The 14756-nt window shown below is 65.0% G+C and carries 17 protein-coding genes; 5 read left to right on the forward strand and 12 right to left on the reverse strand.

Features of this window, described 5'->3' with window-relative positions; translation table 11 throughout:
- Nucleotides 1-12: 12 nt before the first annotated feature.
- Nucleotides 13-1500, reverse strand: coding sequence for an exodeoxyribonuclease VII large subunit (gene xseA, locus PQ467_RS01660; protein ID WP_274174836.1), 1488 nt, complete (start codon nt 1498-1500; stop codon nt 13-15).
- On the opposite strand from xseA, the gene purD reads away from it, so the two are divergent.
- Nucleotides 1499-2779, forward strand: coding sequence for a phosphoribosylamine--glycine ligase (purD, locus tag PQ467_RS01665; protein WP_274174837.1), 1281 nt, complete (start codon nt 1499-1501; stop codon nt 2777-2779). The genes xseA and purD overlap by 2 nt on opposite strands.
- A 40-nt stretch (nt 2780-2819) precedes the next feature.
- Here the strand turns inward: purD and PQ467_RS01670 are convergent, their stop codons facing one another.
- The 3 genes from PQ467_RS01670 to PQ467_RS01680 all read right to left on the reverse strand — a co-directional run bounded on the left by PQ467_RS01670 (nt 2820) and on the right by PQ467_RS01680 (nt 4387).
- Complete coding sequence (locus tag PQ467_RS01670; RefSeq protein WP_274174838.1) at nt 2820-2996, reverse strand: hypothetical protein; 177 nt, start codon at nt 2994-2996, stop codon at nt 2820-2822.
- Nucleotides 2997-3015: 19 nt separating this feature from the next.
- The gene (locus tag PQ467_RS01675) at nt 3016-3219 is read right to left on the reverse strand and encodes a hypothetical protein (protein WP_274174839.1); all 204 of its coding nucleotides are present in this window, start codon (nt 3217-3219) and stop codon (nt 3016-3018) included.
- A 172-nt stretch (nt 3220-3391) separates the two neighbouring features.
- Entirely contained in the window at nt 3392-4387 is a 996-nt protein-coding gene (locus PQ467_RS01680; RefSeq protein ID WP_274174840.1) for an adenosine kinase, read from the reverse strand.
- 109 nt (nt 4388-4496) lie between these two features.
- On the opposite strand from PQ467_RS01680, the gene PQ467_RS01685 reads away from it, so the two are divergent.
- The gene (locus tag PQ467_RS01685; RefSeq protein WP_274174841.1) at nt 4497-4913 is read left to right on the forward strand and encodes a hypothetical protein; all 417 of its coding nucleotides are present in this window, start codon (nt 4497-4499) and stop codon (nt 4911-4913) included.
- Nucleotides 4914-5027: 114 nt separating this feature from the next.
- Complete coding sequence (locus tag PQ467_RS01690; RefSeq protein ID WP_274174842.1) at nt 5028-5384, forward strand: hypothetical protein; 357 nt, start codon at nt 5028-5030, stop codon at nt 5382-5384.
- A 43-nt stretch (nt 5385-5427) separates the two neighbouring features.
- Here PQ467_RS01690 and PQ467_RS01695 read toward each other — a convergent pair whose 3' ends face one another.
- From PQ467_RS01695 to PQ467_RS01730, 8 genes are read right to left on the reverse strand one after another with little or no spacing between them, the layout of a single operon-like run.
- The gene (locus PQ467_RS01695; protein ID WP_274174843.1) at nt 5428-5784 is read right to left on the reverse strand and encodes a HesB/IscA family protein; all 357 of its coding nucleotides are present in this window, start codon (nt 5782-5784) and stop codon (nt 5428-5430) included.
- Between the two features lies 1 nt (nt 5785).
- Complete coding sequence (locus PQ467_RS01700; protein ID WP_274174844.1) at nt 5786-6307, reverse strand: SUF system Fe-S cluster assembly protein; 522 nt, start codon at nt 6305-6307, stop codon at nt 5786-5788.
- Nucleotides 6307-7494, reverse strand: a complete 1188-nt coding sequence (locus PQ467_RS01705; RefSeq protein WP_274176063.1) for an aminotransferase class V-fold PLP-dependent enzyme — start codon at nt 7492-7494, stop codon at nt 6307-6309. The genes PQ467_RS01700 and PQ467_RS01705 overlap by 1 nt, the downstream gene beginning before the upstream one ends.
- A gap of 23 nt (nt 7495-7517) precedes the next feature.
- Complete coding sequence (locus PQ467_RS01710) at nt 7518-8240, reverse strand: SufD family Fe-S cluster assembly protein (RefSeq protein ID WP_274174845.1); 723 nt, start codon at nt 8238-8240, stop codon at nt 7518-7520.
- Nucleotides 8237-8980, reverse strand: coding sequence for a Fe-S cluster assembly ATPase SufC (gene sufC, locus PQ467_RS01715; RefSeq protein ID WP_274176064.1), 744 nt, complete (start codon nt 8978-8980; stop codon nt 8237-8239). Before sufC ends, PQ467_RS01710 begins: the two co-directional genes overlap by 4 nt.
- Nucleotides 8981-8987: 7 nt before the next feature.
- Nucleotides 8988-9329, reverse strand: coding sequence for a hypothetical protein (locus PQ467_RS01720; RefSeq protein WP_274174846.1), 342 nt, complete (start codon nt 9327-9329; stop codon nt 8988-8990).
- On the reverse strand, nt 9329-10810 hold the full coding sequence (gene sufB / locus PQ467_RS01725) for a Fe-S cluster assembly protein SufB (RefSeq protein ID WP_274174847.1): 1482 nt from the start codon (nt 10808-10810) through the stop codon (nt 9329-9331). The genes PQ467_RS01720 and sufB overlap by 1 nt, the downstream gene beginning before the upstream one ends.
- Nucleotides 10807-11280: an RrF2 family transcriptional regulator gene (locus PQ467_RS01730; protein WP_274174848.1), complete on the reverse strand. Its 474-nt coding sequence runs from the start codon at nt 11278-11280 to the stop codon at nt 10807-10809. Before PQ467_RS01730 ends, sufB begins: the two co-directional genes overlap by 4 nt.
- Nucleotides 11281-11752: 472 nt before the next feature.
- On the opposite strand from PQ467_RS01730, the gene PQ467_RS01735 reads away from it, so the two are divergent.
- Entirely contained in the window at nt 11753-12802 is a 1050-nt protein-coding gene (locus PQ467_RS01735) for a quinone-dependent dihydroorotate dehydrogenase (RefSeq protein WP_274174849.1), read from the forward strand.
- A 102-nt stretch (nt 12803-12904) separates the two neighbouring features.
- Nucleotides 12905-14725, forward strand: a complete 1821-nt coding sequence (locus PQ467_RS01740; RefSeq protein WP_274174850.1) for an AMP-dependent synthetase/ligase — start codon at nt 12905-12907, stop codon at nt 14723-14725.
- The last annotated feature ends 31 nt before the right edge of the window (nt 14726-14756 follow it).

A 14756-nucleotide genomic window follows, 5' to 3' on the forward strand; every position in this document is an offset into this window, starting at 1 on the left:
TATATAGCACGATCAGCCGAACAAATCATCCTGCGCGGGCGAGGTTGATTTGGCGCGGGGCGCGGGGGCGGGGCGCTTGGGCGCAGGCTCCACCATGGTTGGCGGCGCATCGCCGGGCGCGACCTCCAGCAACCCGTCGCGGAAATGCAGCGTCAGATGGCTCTCCCCCGCCGCCGCCGCGCGGTTGGTCAGGGTGCGGCCATCGGGCGCGGTCACACGGACATAGCCGCGCGCCAGCACATTGTCGGGGTTCAAACTGGTCATAATCCGTGCCACGCCGTCCAGCCTTTGCCGGTCATGGCGCAGACGCTGGGCCAGCATGGCCGGGTTGAGACGCTGGGCCGACAGACGCGCCTCGGCATGGCGCAGGCGGGCCTGCAACAGGCCCGGCGTCAGCGGCCCGGCGGCGCGCTGCAACCGCATCCCCGCCTTTTGCGCCACATTGCCCAAGGCGCGGCGCAGGCGTTCGCTCGTTTCGTCCAAAGCCTGCGCCTTGGCCGCAATCAGTTCCTCCGGCGTGGGCAGACGCTGGGCGCGGGCCTCCAGCCTTTCGCGGCCCAGCACCACCGGGCGCACCACCGCACGGCGCGAACGCAGCCCCAGATCGCCAACAAAGGCGCGCAATTCCTCGCGCACCGGCACCGCCATTTCGGCCGCCGCCGTGGGCGTGGGCGCGCGCATATCGGCGGCGAAATCGGCCAGAGTCGTGTCCGTTTCATGCCCAACGGCGGAAATCACCGGAATCGAACATTCGGCAATCGCGCGGACGACGATTTCTTCGTTAAACGACCACAGATCCTCGATCGACCCGCCCCCGCGCCCGACGATCAGCACATCGGGCCGCGGGATCGGCCCATCGGGGGCCAGCGCGGAAAAGCCGCGCACCGCCGCCGCGACTTGCTCCGCCGCGCCATTGCCCTGCACCAGAACCGGCCAGAGGATCACCCGCGAGGGGAAGCGGTCGGCGAGGCGGTGCAGAATATCGCGAATCACCGCGCCCGTGGGGCTGGTCACCACCCCGATCACGCCGGGCAAAAACGGCAAGCGGCGCTTGCGGCGCGGGTCAAACAGTCCCTCGGCCTCCAGCCGCGCCTTGGTTTTCTCCAAAAGCGCCAGAAGAGCGCCCTCGCCCGCGATCTCCATACGCTCGATCACGATCTGATAATTCGAGCGGCCCGGATAAGTGGTCAGCTTGCCGGTTGCGATCACCTCGACCCCATCCTCGGGCCGAAACCCCAGCCGGGCCACGTTGCCCTTCCACATCACGCCGTCGAGCCGCGCCCCTTCGTCCTTCAACGAGAGGTAGAGATGGCCCGATGCCGCGCGCTTTACCCCCGACAATTCGCCCCGCACGCGCACAAAAGCGAAACGATCCTCCACCGTTCGCTTCAAAATCGCGGAAATCTCGCTGATCGAGAGGGGTTCCGCGTTGTCGCCGCGCGCGGCTTTCGCTACCAGCCCGCCGGAGAGATCATCATCGGAATCGAAAGAGGCAGGCATGAATATCCTTTTGCTGGGTTCGGGCGGGCGCGAACATGCTCTGGCGTGGCGTCTATCGCAATCCTCGCTTCTGGCAAACGGTGGAAAGCTTTTTGCCGCGCCGGGCAATCCGGGCATCGGCGAACATGCGCAACTGGTGGCGCTGGATGCGGGCGATCATGGGGCCGTGCTGGCTTTTTGTGAAGACCATCAGATCGGGTTCGTCGTAGTCGGCCCCGAGGCGCCGCTGGTCGACGGGCTGGGCGATGCGCTGCGCGGGGCGGGGGTGCCGGTGTTCGGGCCGAACAGGGATGCGGCCCAGCTCGAAGGCTCCAAGGGCTTTACCAAGGATCTGTGCGCGCGGGCCAATATCCCCACCGCCGGATACCAGCGCGTCACCTCGCTCGAACAGGCATTGGCCGTGCTGGACCAGTTCGGCGCGCCGGTGGTGGTCAAGGCCGATGGTCTGGCCGCGGGCAAGGGCGTGACCGTGGCGATGACCATGGAGGAGGCGCAAGAGGCGGTGCGCGACATTTTCGCGGGTCGTTTCGGTGACGCAGAGGCCGTGATCGAGGAATTCATGGAGGGCGAGGAGGCTTCCTTCTTTGCCCTGACCGATGGCGCGACCATCGTGCCTTTTGCATCCGCGCAGGATCACAAGCGGGTGGGCGATGGCGACACCGGGCCGAACACCGGCGGCATGGGCGCCTATTCGCCCGCCCCGGTGCTGACCGCCGAGCTGCAGGCCGAGGTGATGACCCGCATCATCGCCCCCACGGTCAAGACGCTGGCCGATGAAGGGATGCCCTATTCGGGCGTGCTGTTTGCGGGCCTCATGCTGACGCGCGAAGGGCCCAAGCTGATCGAATATAACGCCCGCTTTGGCGATCCGGAATGCCAGGTCATGCTCTCGCGCCTGACCAGCGATCTTGGCGAGTTGCTCTATGCCTGCGCCACCGACCGGCTGGGCAGCATTCCCGCGCCGCAATTTTCCGATGATACCGCGCTGACGGTGGTGATGGCCGCCGATGGCTATCCCGGCACGCCGAAAAAGGGCGGGACGATTGCTGGCATCGAGGCCGCACAGGCCGATGGCGCCAAGGTCTTCCACGCCGGCACGGCCATGGCCGATAGCGCGCTGGTGGCCGCGGGCGGGCGCGTTTTGAACGTGACGGCGCGCGGGGCCAGTGTGACCGCCGCGCAGGCTGCCGCCTATGCCGCCGTGGATGCGATCATCGCGCCCGAACTGTTCTGCCGCCGCGACATTGGCTGGCGCGAAGTGGCGCGCGAGGCCGAATAAGGCGCTTTACCGGGGGCGTTTCGGCGCCCCCGGCCCGGATTTACGCATAGACCGAGAAGGTTGCGCCCGACGGGCCGCTGGGCGGCGGCGTGGGGGCGGCGCTGCCGCCATTGGCCTGTCCGGTGGCGATGGCGGCCGATGCGGCGGCCATGGCGGCCTGGGCGGCATTGCCGGCGGCAACGGCCGGGGCGGCGGGGCTGGAAATGCTCATGCTCATGGGTCTGTCCTCTTCCGTTTCAGGCGTAGGTGCTGAAGCCGCTGAAGCCATCGTTGGGCTGGCGCGGGGTGGTCTGGCTGGGGTCGGTCACGCTGGGCGGGTCGGCTTTGGTCATCGCGGTGGCCTTTTCGACCGCCGGGGTCAGCGGGGTGGCTTCATACATCGTCCGGCTGGCCGGGGTGCCACGCACGACGGGAGAAACGGGCGATACTCCTGCGGTCATTGCTTTCGTCCTGTTGCGGCCGGAACATTTCCGGCCAATCCCAAGCGCGCCGGGCCGCAACCGGATTGCCCCATCCCGGCCCGGCCTTTGGCGCGCATACGACAGAACGAAAACCGCCGGGCCTTTTTAAGCCCGGCGGTCGATTTTTTTACGGCAATGCGTTGGGACCGGTTTAGCCGACCGTATCGGCCACCAGCGCCTTGAGGTCCGCCTCGGGCCGCGCGCCGTAATGCGAGATGATTTCCGCCGCACAGATCGCGCCCAGCGTCAGGCACTTTTCCAGCGCCATGCCGCGCACATGGCCGAACAGGAAACCGGCGGCGAACAGATCGCCCGCGCCCGTGGTGTCCACCACCTTGTCGATGGGCTGGGCCGGAACATGGGCGGCCTCGCCCCGGCGCACGGCATGGGCGCCCTGCTCGCTGCGCGTCACGACCACGCAGGGCACCTTGGCGGCCAGTTGGTCCAGACCCTCGTGGAAATCCTCAAGCCCCGTCAGCGCGGCCAGTTCGTGTTCGTTGGCGAACAGGATGTCGATCTGGCCTTCCTCGATCAGCGCGCGGAAATCGTCGCCGTGGCGCGAAATGACAAAAGCGTCCGACATGGTGAAGGCCACCTCGCGGCCCGCTGCGCGGGCGGCGGCAATGGCGCGGCGCATGGCGCGGCGCGGCTCTTCCGGATCCCAAAGATAGCCTTCGAGATAGAGCACGCGGGCCGAGGCGATCACGCTTTCATCCAGCGCTTCGGCGGGCAGGAACTGGCTGGCGCCCAGGAAGGTGTTCATCGTGCGCTGGCCATCGGGGGTGACGAAGATCAGGCATTGCGCGGTGGCGGGCTCATCATTGCGGACCGGCGTGTCAAAACCGATGCCCCCGGCGCGGATGTCATGGGCAAAGACATTGCCGAACTGATCATTGGCCACTTGCCCGATAAAGGCGCATTGCGCGCCAAGCTGGGCCAGACCCGCCAGCGTGTTGGCCGCGCTGCCGCCCGAAATCTCGCGCGCCGGGCCCATTGCGGCGTAAAGCTCACGCGCGCGCTCGGGCTCCACCAGCGTCATTCCGCCCTTGGCCAGACCCAGCGCCGCGATCTGCTCCTCGGATGCGGGGGCCAGAACATCGACAATGGCGTTGCCGATGGCGATGACGTCGATGGTGGGTTCGGACATGGGTTTGGCTTGCTTCCTGCTGTGGTTGAACCGGCCTGCCCTAGCCGGGGCGGGCGTTGACCGCAACCGGCATTGACAGCGCGCCCGGCGAAGGCAAGAGCATGCCCCCATGCGTCTATCCCACATGCCTTTGCTGCTCATCCCGCTCCTTGCCGCCTGTGGAGAGCAGGGGCCGGTGGCCAGCACGCCGCGCGCGCCTGCCGGATCGTCGCGTCCTGCCGTCCCGGTGGCCCCGCGCCGCCAGCCTGTGCCGAACGCTGTGGTGCATAGCGCGCCGGGGCTGGAGGGGGTGATCGGCGCGCGTCAGGGCGATCTGGCGCGGCTGTTCGGCCCGCCCCGGCTGGATGTAATGGAAGGCGATGCGCGCAAGCTGCAATTTGTCGGCTCGGCCTGCGTGCTGGATGTCTATCTCTATCCGCAAGGCACGGGCGGCGAGGTGCGCGCCACCTATGTCGACGCGCGGCGCAGCACCGATGCGCGAGACGTGGACCGGGCGGCCTGCGTGGCGGCGCTGCGACGCAAATAGAGGGTTTAGCGGCGCAAATAACGGTTTGTCGCGTCTGACAATCCGGTTCATTTGGCGGCAAGGCGCGGTTCGTCATTTCGGTTTTGGGGGCGCAAACCGAAAGGAATGCACCAAATGTCGAACTCGTCTAACGACTTTCATGGCAGCGATCTGCCCGGCTATCATCCGGCCCGACTGAACCCCGATGATGCCGAGGCGCTGCTGGCGATCAATGCGCATCTTCGCTCGCCATCGCCCGAATGGGTGAGTTTTATCGGCGAAACCCTCTCGCATTGGCTGGTGGAGCAGCGCGTGCCGCATGGCGTGGTGGATGACGCCAAAGCGATCTGGCTGATCGAGCGGATCGATGAGGGGGGCACGGTCAATTCGCCCGCTGCGCTCAACCTGCTGCGGCGCTGCTGCGTCAAGGCCCAGCGCGTGCCCCAGCGCCTGATGCAATACCTGCAGGTGCAGGAGGCGAGAATGGTTTGAAATATGCCGGAGGCCCATGAGGGGGCCTCCGGATTTGGTGTGTTTAAACCGTAAAGCTCTCGCCGCAGCCGCAGGTGCCCTTGGCATTGGGGTTGGCGAAGACGAAACCGGCGGTGAAATCATCCTCCACCCAGTCCATCGTGCTGCCGATCAGGTAAAGCACGCTGGCGCTGTCGATGAAGAACAGGCCGCCGGGCGTCTCGATCCTTTCATCCAGCGGGCCTGCCGCGTCGATATAATCGACCGAATAGGCCAGACCCGAACAGCCCCGGCGCGGGGTGGACAGCTTGACGCCGATGGCGCCAGCGGGCGCTTCGCTCATCAATTTGGCCACGCGCGCTTCTGCGTTCGGCGTCAGCAGGACGGCGGCGGGGCGGGGCTTGCGCGTGGTTGTTGTCATCTTACAGCATCCCCAGTTCGAGGCGGGCTTCATCGCTCATCTTGGCCGGGTCCCATGGCGGATCCCACACAAGCGCCACTTCGGCATCGCGGATGCCGGGCACCGCCGAGACGCGCAATTCAACCTCGCCCGGCATCGATTCGGCCACCGGGCAATGCGGCGTGGTCAGCGTCATGGTGATGCTGGCCGAGCCTTCAGGCGTGATTTCCACGCCATAGATCAGGCCCAGTTCGTAGATATTGACCGGGATTTCCGGGTCGAAGATCTCTTTGAGAGCATTGATCACGCCCTCATACAGTTCGCCGCCCGGTTCATGGGGCGTCAGGCCTGTGGGCTGCTGGGCCAGGAAACCTTCGAGGTAGTCCTTCTTGCGCGCCACCTTGTCGGCGATCTTTTCGATCTCGCCATCGGCGCCCAGCGCGGGGGCTGCGGCAATATCCACCCGCGCGCGCGGTGGGGTGGGGGCGTCATTCACTTCCTCCACGGTGAAGCGGGGGGTGTCATCGGAAGTCGTGTCAGTCATCAGCCGAAGATCCTCTTCGTGCGCTCAATGCCGGCGATCAGCGCGGCAATATCGCTTTCATCGCTATACAGGCCAAAGCTGGCGCGCGCGGTGGCGGGCACGCCAAGGTGGTCCATCAGGGGCTGGGCGCAATGGTGCCCGGCGCGGATGGCCACGCCTGCTTCGTCCAGAATCGTGCCAAGATCATGCGGGTGAACCCCGTCGATGGCAAAACTGACGATGCCCGCGCTGTCCTCTGGGCCGAACACGGTCACATCGTTCATCGCCGAGAGCGCGCTACGCAGGGTCTTTACCAACCCGGCCTCATGCGCGTGGATGGCTGGCAGGCCGATGCCCTGCACATAATCGACGGCGGCGGCAAAGCCGATGGCCTCGATGATGGCCGGGGTGCCTGCCTCAAAGCGCGTGGGGGCCGGGGCCCATGTGGTGCGTTCAAACGTCACGCGGTCGATCATCGAGCCGCCGCCCTGCCATGGCGGCATGGCATCGAGAATCTCGGCCCGCGCCCAGAGCGCGCCGATGCCGGTCGGCCCATAGAGCTTATGCGCGGAAAAAGCGTAGAAATCGACGCCCAGCGCGGCCACATCGACGGGCAGGCGCGGCACGGCCTGACAGCCGTCGATCAGGATTTTCGCCCCCACGCCCTGCGCCAGCGCCACGGCGCGTTCGACATCCAGCACGCTGCCCAGCACGTTCGACACATGGGCCAGCGCGACCAGCTTGTGGGCCGGGGTCAGCATACGCTCTGCCGCGTCCAGATCGATCCGGCCATCGGCGGTCAGCGGGCAAACGTCGATCTCAACGCCCACCCGGTCGCGCAGCAATTGCCACGGCACGATGTTCGAATGATGCTCCAAGGTCGAAATCAGGATACGGTCGCCCGCGCGCAGATGCTTGCCCCCCCAGCTTTGCGCGACAAGGTTGATCGCCTCGGTCGCGCCGCGGGTGAACACGATCTCGCCTTCCGCTCCGCCGATGAAACCGGCCACTTTGCGGCGCGCCTCTTCATAGGCCAGCGTCATATGGGCGCTGCGGGCATATACGCCGCGATGGACGGTGGCATAGTCGCGGCCCATGGCATTGACCGTGGCGTCGATCACGGCTTGCGGCTTTTGCGCGGTGGCGCCGCTGTCCAGATAATGCCAGCCACCGGCCAGCCCCGGAAAATCGGCGCGGATCTTGGCCAGATCGAGAGGGGCCAGAGCGAGCGTCACAGCAAAGCCTCCAAAGCGGCCTGCGCGGCGGCCTGCAGATTGTCCTCTTCCTCCGCCCCGTCAAAGGCTTCGGCGATAAAGGCCTGCAGCATCAGCGCCTTGGCCCGCGCCGGTTCGATTCCCCGCGCGGCAAGGTAAAACAGGCCATTGGCATCCAACTCGCCGATCGCGCAGCCATGGGCGCATTTGACATCGTCGGCATAGATTTCCAGCTCGGGCCGCGCATTGGCCTGCGCCGTACGGTCCAGCAGCATGGCGCGCACCGATTGTTCGCCGTCGGTGCCATCCGCGCCCTGGGCCACATAGACCTTGCCCAGCACGCTGGCGGTCGAGGTGCCGCCCGCAACACTGCGGATCATCTGGTGGCTGCGCGCATTGGGTTCGATATGGCGCACGGTGGTGACGATTTCGGCGGTCTGATCGCCGCTGCTCAATTGCACGCCGCCCAGATGGAAATCCGCGCCCTCATGCAGGGTCGCCTCGATCTCGATGCGGGCATAGGTGTCGGCGGTGTTGAGCACATGGACCGCCGCCTTGGCGCCAGCCTCCAGCGTGAGGGAGAGGCGCACCACGCCGCCCTTGTTCACAATCGCGCGCGCAAATTCGCCGCCCGCCGCCACGGTGACGCTTTCCGCATCGGGCAAAGGCCAGAGCGTTTCCAGCGCGCCGAGGTCGGCATAGCGCCATTCCTCGGCCTTTCTGGTGGGCAGATCGTTCATGCCGCGACGCCTTCGTAACCGCCTTCTTCCAGCGCCAGCGCCAGTTCCGGCCCGCCCGACTTAACGATGCGGCCGCCCGCCAGCACATGCACGAAATCGGGCTTCACATAGTCCAGCAGACGCTGATAATGCGTGATCAGCAGCACGGCCTTGTCGGGCTTGCGCATGATGGCGTTGATGCCCTCGCCGCAGATGCGCAGCGCATCAATGTCGAGGCCGGAGTCCGTCTCGTCCAGAATCGCCAGCTTGGGGTCGAGGATGCCCATCTGGACCATCTCGGCACGCTTCTTCTCGCCGCCGGAAAAGCCCACGTTGACCGGGCGCTTGAGCATGTCCATGTCCATCCGCAGCAGTGCGGCCTTTTCCTTGGCCAGCTTCATGAACTCGCCGCCCGACAGCGGGGGCAGATCATGGAACTTGCGCTGGCTGTTCAAGGCCTCGCGCAGGAATTGCAGGTTGGACACGCCGGGGATCTCGACCGGATACTGGAAACCCAGGAACAGGCCCGATGCCGCGCGTTCATGCGGGTCCAGCGCGAAGAGGTCCTGCCCGTTGAAGGTGGCGGACCCTTGCGTCACTTCATAGCCCGGACGCCCGCCCAGCACATAGCCGGTGGTCGATTTGCCCGCGCCGTTCGGCCCCATGATCGCGTGCACCTCGCCCGCGTTGATGGTGAGGTTCAGACCCTTGAGGATCGGCTTGTCCGCAACAGAGGCGTGGAGGTTTTCAATGGTCAGCATGGTCATTTCACTTCTTCCCGCAACGCGTCAGGCGGACGATACGATTGTCTGAATTGGTATAGGCAAGGGTCTTGCCATCTTTGGACAGGCGAAGGTTGAGGCGGCCTTTCGCTCCGTTATCTTCGTCACCATCGAGCCGGCCAAGCGCTGTCCAATTCTGCGGGGTTTCGTTCAGAATCCGTCGGGGGGTAAAGGCGACCTCCCAGAACTGTTCTTTGTTGGCGTGGATAATGACTCGATCCGTTTCATCTCCAGCGGGCAACCTGCATTGGTTGGGCAAATCCCAAGTACCTTGCAATGGCGCCGGGATCCTCAGGGCCGCTGCGGCAGTGAGTACGAGGGCCATCATCACCCCACGCTCCCCTCAAGGCTGATCCCCAGCAGCTTCTGCGCTTCCACCGCAAATTCCATCGGCAGTTGCTGCAACACTTCCTTGGCAAACCCATTGACGATCAACGCCACCGCGCTTTCCTGATCCAGCCCGCGCTGCATGGCGTAGAACAACTGATCGTCGGAAATCTTGCTGGTGGTCGCCTCATGCTCGATGGTGGCGGTGGGGTTGCGCACCTCGATATAGGGCACGGTATGCGCGCCGCAGGTCTTGCCCAGCAAAAGACTGTCGCATTGCGTGAAATTGCGCACGCCCTCGGCATTGGCGCCCACGCGGACCAATCCACGATAGGTGTTTTGAGAATGCCCCGCGCTGATCCCCTTGGAAATGATGGTGCTGCGCGATCCCTTGCCATTGTGGATCATCTTGGTGCCGGTGTCGGCCTGCTGATAATTGTTGGTGACGGCGACCGAGTAGAACTCGCCCACGCTGTCCTCGCCATTGAGCACGCACGAAGGGTATTTCCAGGTGATGGCGCTGCCGGTTTCCACCTGCGTCCACGACACCTTCGACCTTTTGCCCTGACACAGCGCGCGCTTGGTCACGAAGTTATAGATGCCGCCCCGCCCTTGCGCATCGCCGGGATACCAGTTCTGAACGGTTGAGTACTTGATCTCGGCATCGTCCAGCGCGACCAGTTCGACCACCGCGGCGTGGAGCTGGTTTTCGTCACGCTGGGGCGCGGTGCAGCCTTCGAGATAGGAGACATAGGCCCCCTTGTCACACACGATCAGCGTGCGTTCGAACTGACCGGTGTTTTCCGCGTTGATACGGAAATAGGTGGACAATTCCATCGGGCAACGCACGCCTTCAGGCACATAAACAAACGTCCCGTCGGAAAACACTGCGCAGTTGAGCGCCGCAAAGTAATTGTCCGCCATCGGCACCACGCGGCCCAGCCACTTCTTCACCAGCTCGGGATATTCGCGGATCGCCTCGCTGATCGAGCGGAAGATCACGCCCGCCGCTTCCAGCTCCTTGCGAAACGTGGTGGCGACCGAAACCGAGTCGAACACCGCGTCCACAGCCACCTTGCGCGCGCCCTCGACGCCCGCCAGCACTTCCTGCTCGGCCAGCGGAATGCCCAGCTTTTCATAAACGCGCAGGATCTCGGGATCGACCTCGTCCAGAGACTTGGGCCCATCCTTCTTCTTGGGCGCGGCCCAGTAATAGGCTTCCTGGTAATCGATGGGCGGAATGTTCAGCTTGGCCCAGTCAGGCATCGGCATGGTCAGCCAGTGGCGATAGGCCTTCAGACGCCATTCCAGCATCCATTCCGGCTCGTCCTTCTTGGCGCTGATATAGCGGACGGTGTCCTCGGACAGGCCCTTGGGGCCATATTCCTGCTCGATATCGGCCACCCAGCCGTGTTCGTATTCGGCAACCTTTGCGGCAGCCTCACGCGCGGCCTGATCCTTGATCTCGATATCTTCGCTCATTGCACCATATCCACATTGTCCTGCGGCGCCATCAACCGGGTCAGGGGAACCCCCGACAGGGCCAGACGCAAAGCCTCATTCACCACCGGCCAATGCGGGCGCACGCTGCACCCCAGCCCCGGCGCGCAATCATGGCTGATCCCTTCAACGCAAGGGGTCAGCGCAATCGGCCCTTCGACCGCTTCGACAATATCGGCAAGGCTGATCTCATGGGCGTCGCGGGCAAGAGCCAATCCGCCGCCCGCGCCCCGCGCCGATGTCAAAAGCCCCGCCGCCACCAGACGGCTGACCAGCTTTTGCACGGTGGGCGCGGGCAGGCCGGTTTCCAGCGCAAGCTGTCCGGCATTGGCGCGCGTGCGCGTGTCGCACCCGGCGCGCCCATCTTCGGCGGCGCGGCCCGCAGGCGCGCCATGGCGGGCTGCTGCCACCATCGCCACCACGGCGTAATCGGCCATGCTCGACAAACGCATCGCGCCACACCCTTTCGTCAGCCATCGATATTCAAAACGGCCCGGTTCAAATAAGACCGAATCAATCCGATTTAAAGGCCCCTAGGACTTTGCCCCCGCGCGGGCAAGGGGGCAGGCGGGGCAAGGCGGTGGCGGAAATGCGCAAGGGGGCAAAAAAACGGCCCCCTCGTTGCCAAGGGAGCCGCTTGAGTTTCGAGAACTCTGTGGTGAAAACCACGAGCCCTTCGGGTCGCAAGAAGGCCGATAAAGCATTGCGCAGACGGATAATTGTAGGATTGCGTCAAACTGCCGGTCGGAATTTAGGTGGATTTCCGAGGGCGTGCCTCATGCAATGGATTTCATGACGGGCATCCATGCAAGCGTTACATCATCAAGCCGCAATTGCGCCCCGCATCATCGCGAATCGTCCCGCTGCGCCTTGCATCGCCGGAGAATCGACAAATCCCCCGCTTCTTGCCATAGGGCTGGCCCCATGACCTATGCCCTGATCCGCAAAGCCCTGTTCCGTCTGGATGCCGAAACCGCCCATGGGATGGCGCTGGCCGCGCTGAAATACCTGCCCATCGCGGGTGCGCCTGTCGCGCCCGGCGGGCCTTTGACCAGTACCGTGGCGGGGCTCACCTTTCCAACGCCCATCGGCATGGCGGCCGGTTTTGACAAGGATGGCGAAGTGCCCGACGCGCTGCTCGGCCTCGGCTTCGGCTTTGCCGAGGTCGGCTCGATCACGCCCTTGCCGCAATCGGGCAATCCCAAGCCGCGCCTGTTCCGGCTGGAGGAAGACCGCGCCGTTATCAACCGCATGGGCTTTAACAATGGCGGGGCCGATGCGGCCGAGCGGCGCCTTCGCGCAAGGCTGACGCGCGGCGGGATCGTGGGCATCAACATCGGCGCCAACAAGGACGCCACCGACCGCATCGCCGATTATGCCTATGGCGCGCGCGTGTTCGCCCCGCTCGCCTCCTATCTGGCGGTCAATGTGTCCAGCCCCAACACGCCGGGCCTGCGCGCGCTGCAGGACGAATCGGCGTTGACCGAATTGCTCGACGGGGTAATTGCCGCACGTGATGAAACCGGCCATCGCCCGCCGGTCTTCCTGAAAGTCGCGCCTGATCTGGAGCCTGCCGATATCGAGGCCATCGCCCGCATCGCCATCTCGCGCCGCCTTGGCGCTCTCATCGTCAGCAACACCACGATCAGCCGCCCGCCGCTGCACAGCCGCCACGCGGGCGAAACCGGCGGCCTTTCTGGCGCGCCCTTACGCGATCTGGCCCAGCAGCGCATGGTCGATTTCCGCCGCGCCACTGGGGGGCAGATTCCCCTGATCGGCGTGGGCGGCATTGCCAATGCCGATGACGCCTATGCCCGCATCCGCGCCGGGGCCTCTTTGGTCCAGCTCTATTCCGCCATGGTCTATGAAGGCCACGCCATTGCAGCCAAGATCGGGGCCGGTCTGGCCCGCCTGCTGGCGGCCGACGGCTTTGCCCATGTGGGCGAGGCCGTCGGGGTCGATGTCCCGCTCTGAGGCAGTCCGTGCGGGGGGCTGCCCTTGGGCTCCCCTTGCGAGGGGGGCGGGCAGCGCCTAAATCAGCCATAAGAAAAGATTGTCGGCAGAGGACACCTCCCCTTGCGTATCGCTGATATTGAATCCAGCCCCAATCTGGTCGCGTTGTTTCTGGCGCGGGCCGATCTGCTGGCAGAGCGCCCGTTTCTGCATGCCAAGACTGCCGAGGGCTGGCAGGCGATCACCTGGGCCGAGGCGGCGCGGCGGGTGGTTCTGCTGGCCGAAAATCTGGTGCGGCTGGGCTATCGGCGCGGCGAGCGGATCATGCTGGTGTCCGAAAACCGGCCCGAATGGTGCATTGCCGATCTGGCCATCATGGCGGCGGGCTGCATCACCGTCCCGGCCTATACGACCAACACCGAGCGCGACCATCTGCATATTCTGGAAAATTCCGGATCGCGGGGCGTTATCGTTTCGACCGCGAAACTGGCCAAGCCGCTGCTGCCCGCGGTCATGCGTTCGGGTCAGGCCAACCATCTGATCGCTATCGAACCGCTGGGCATGGCGCAGGCCAGCACGGTGGAATATCACGATTGGGCCGCCATGCTGGAGGGCGATGCGGCGGCCGCGCGCGATGCGGTCGAGGAGCGGATGCGCCGGATCGAGCGCACTGACACGGCCTGTATCATCTATACCAGCGGCACCGGCGGCGCGCCGCGCGGGGTGATGCAGCATCATGGCGCGATCCTGCATAATGTGGCGGGCGCGGCCCATGTCATCGTCGAGGATTTCGGCTGGGATCCCACCGGCGCCCAATCCGAGGTGTTCCTCAGCTTCCTGCCGCTCAGCCATGCCTATGAGCATTCGGCGGGGCAATTCTTCCCCATCGGCCTTGGCGGCCAGATCTGGTACGCCGAAGGGCTGGACAAGCTGGGCAGCAATATCGAGGAGGTGCGCCCGACGATCATGGTCGTGGTGCCGCGCTTGTTCGAGGTGCTGCGCACGCGGATCATGAAGCAGGTGGAAAAGCAGGGCAAGCTGGCCGCAGGACTGCTGGAGAGCGCGGTGGCGCTGGCGGCGCGGCGCGGGGCGGGCAAGGGCAAGCTGCTCGACTGGCCGCTGGACAAGGTTCTGGAAAAGCTGCTGCGGCCCAAGATCCGCGCGCGTTTCGGCGGGCGGGTCAAGGCGCTGGTGTCGGGCGGGGCGCCGCTCAATCCGGAAATCGGCCTGTTTTTCCAAGGCGTTGGGCTGACGCTGCTGCAAGGCTATGGTCAGACCGAAAGCGGCCCCATCGCCAGCGTCAACCGCCCCAAAACCGGCATCAAGATGGACACCGTGGGCACGCCGCTGCACGCCACCGAGGTACGCATCGCGCAGGATGGCGAAATCCTGCTGCGCGGCGAACTGGTCATGCACGGCTATTGGCGTAACGAGGCCGAGACGGCCCGCGTGTTGAAAGACGGCTGGCTGCACACCGGCGACATCGGCCATATCGATGCGGCGGGGCGGATTGTCATCACCGACCGCAAAAAGGACATGATCGTCAATGACAAGGGCGACAACATCTCGCCCCAGAAGCTGGAAGGCATGTTGACCCTCCAGCCCGAAATCGCGCAGGCGATGGTCTTTGGCGACAAGCGGCCCTATATGGTCGGGCTGATCGTGCCCGATGCCGAATGGTCGCGTGAATGGGCGGTGGTCAATGGGCACCACGGCGCCGACGTCCGCGCGCTTCAGGAACTGCCCAGTTTTCGCGGCGCGATCCGCGAGGCGGTGGACCGGGTGAACCGTGATCTCTCCGTCATCGAAAAGGTCCGCCAGTTTACCTTTGCCGATGAACCCTTTGCCATCGACAATGAGGAAATGACGCCTTCGCTGAAAATCCGTCGGCATAAGCTGAAGGAGCGGTATGGGGCGCGGTTGGAAGGGTTGTATAAGGGGTAAAAGGTTTGCCTCCGGCGGGCAAAGGGCGGGG

It is taken from the genome of Novosphingobium sp. KACC 22771, from assembly GCF_028736195.1.
GTDB lineage: Bacteria > Pseudomonadota > Alphaproteobacteria > Sphingomonadales > Sphingomonadaceae > Novosphingobium.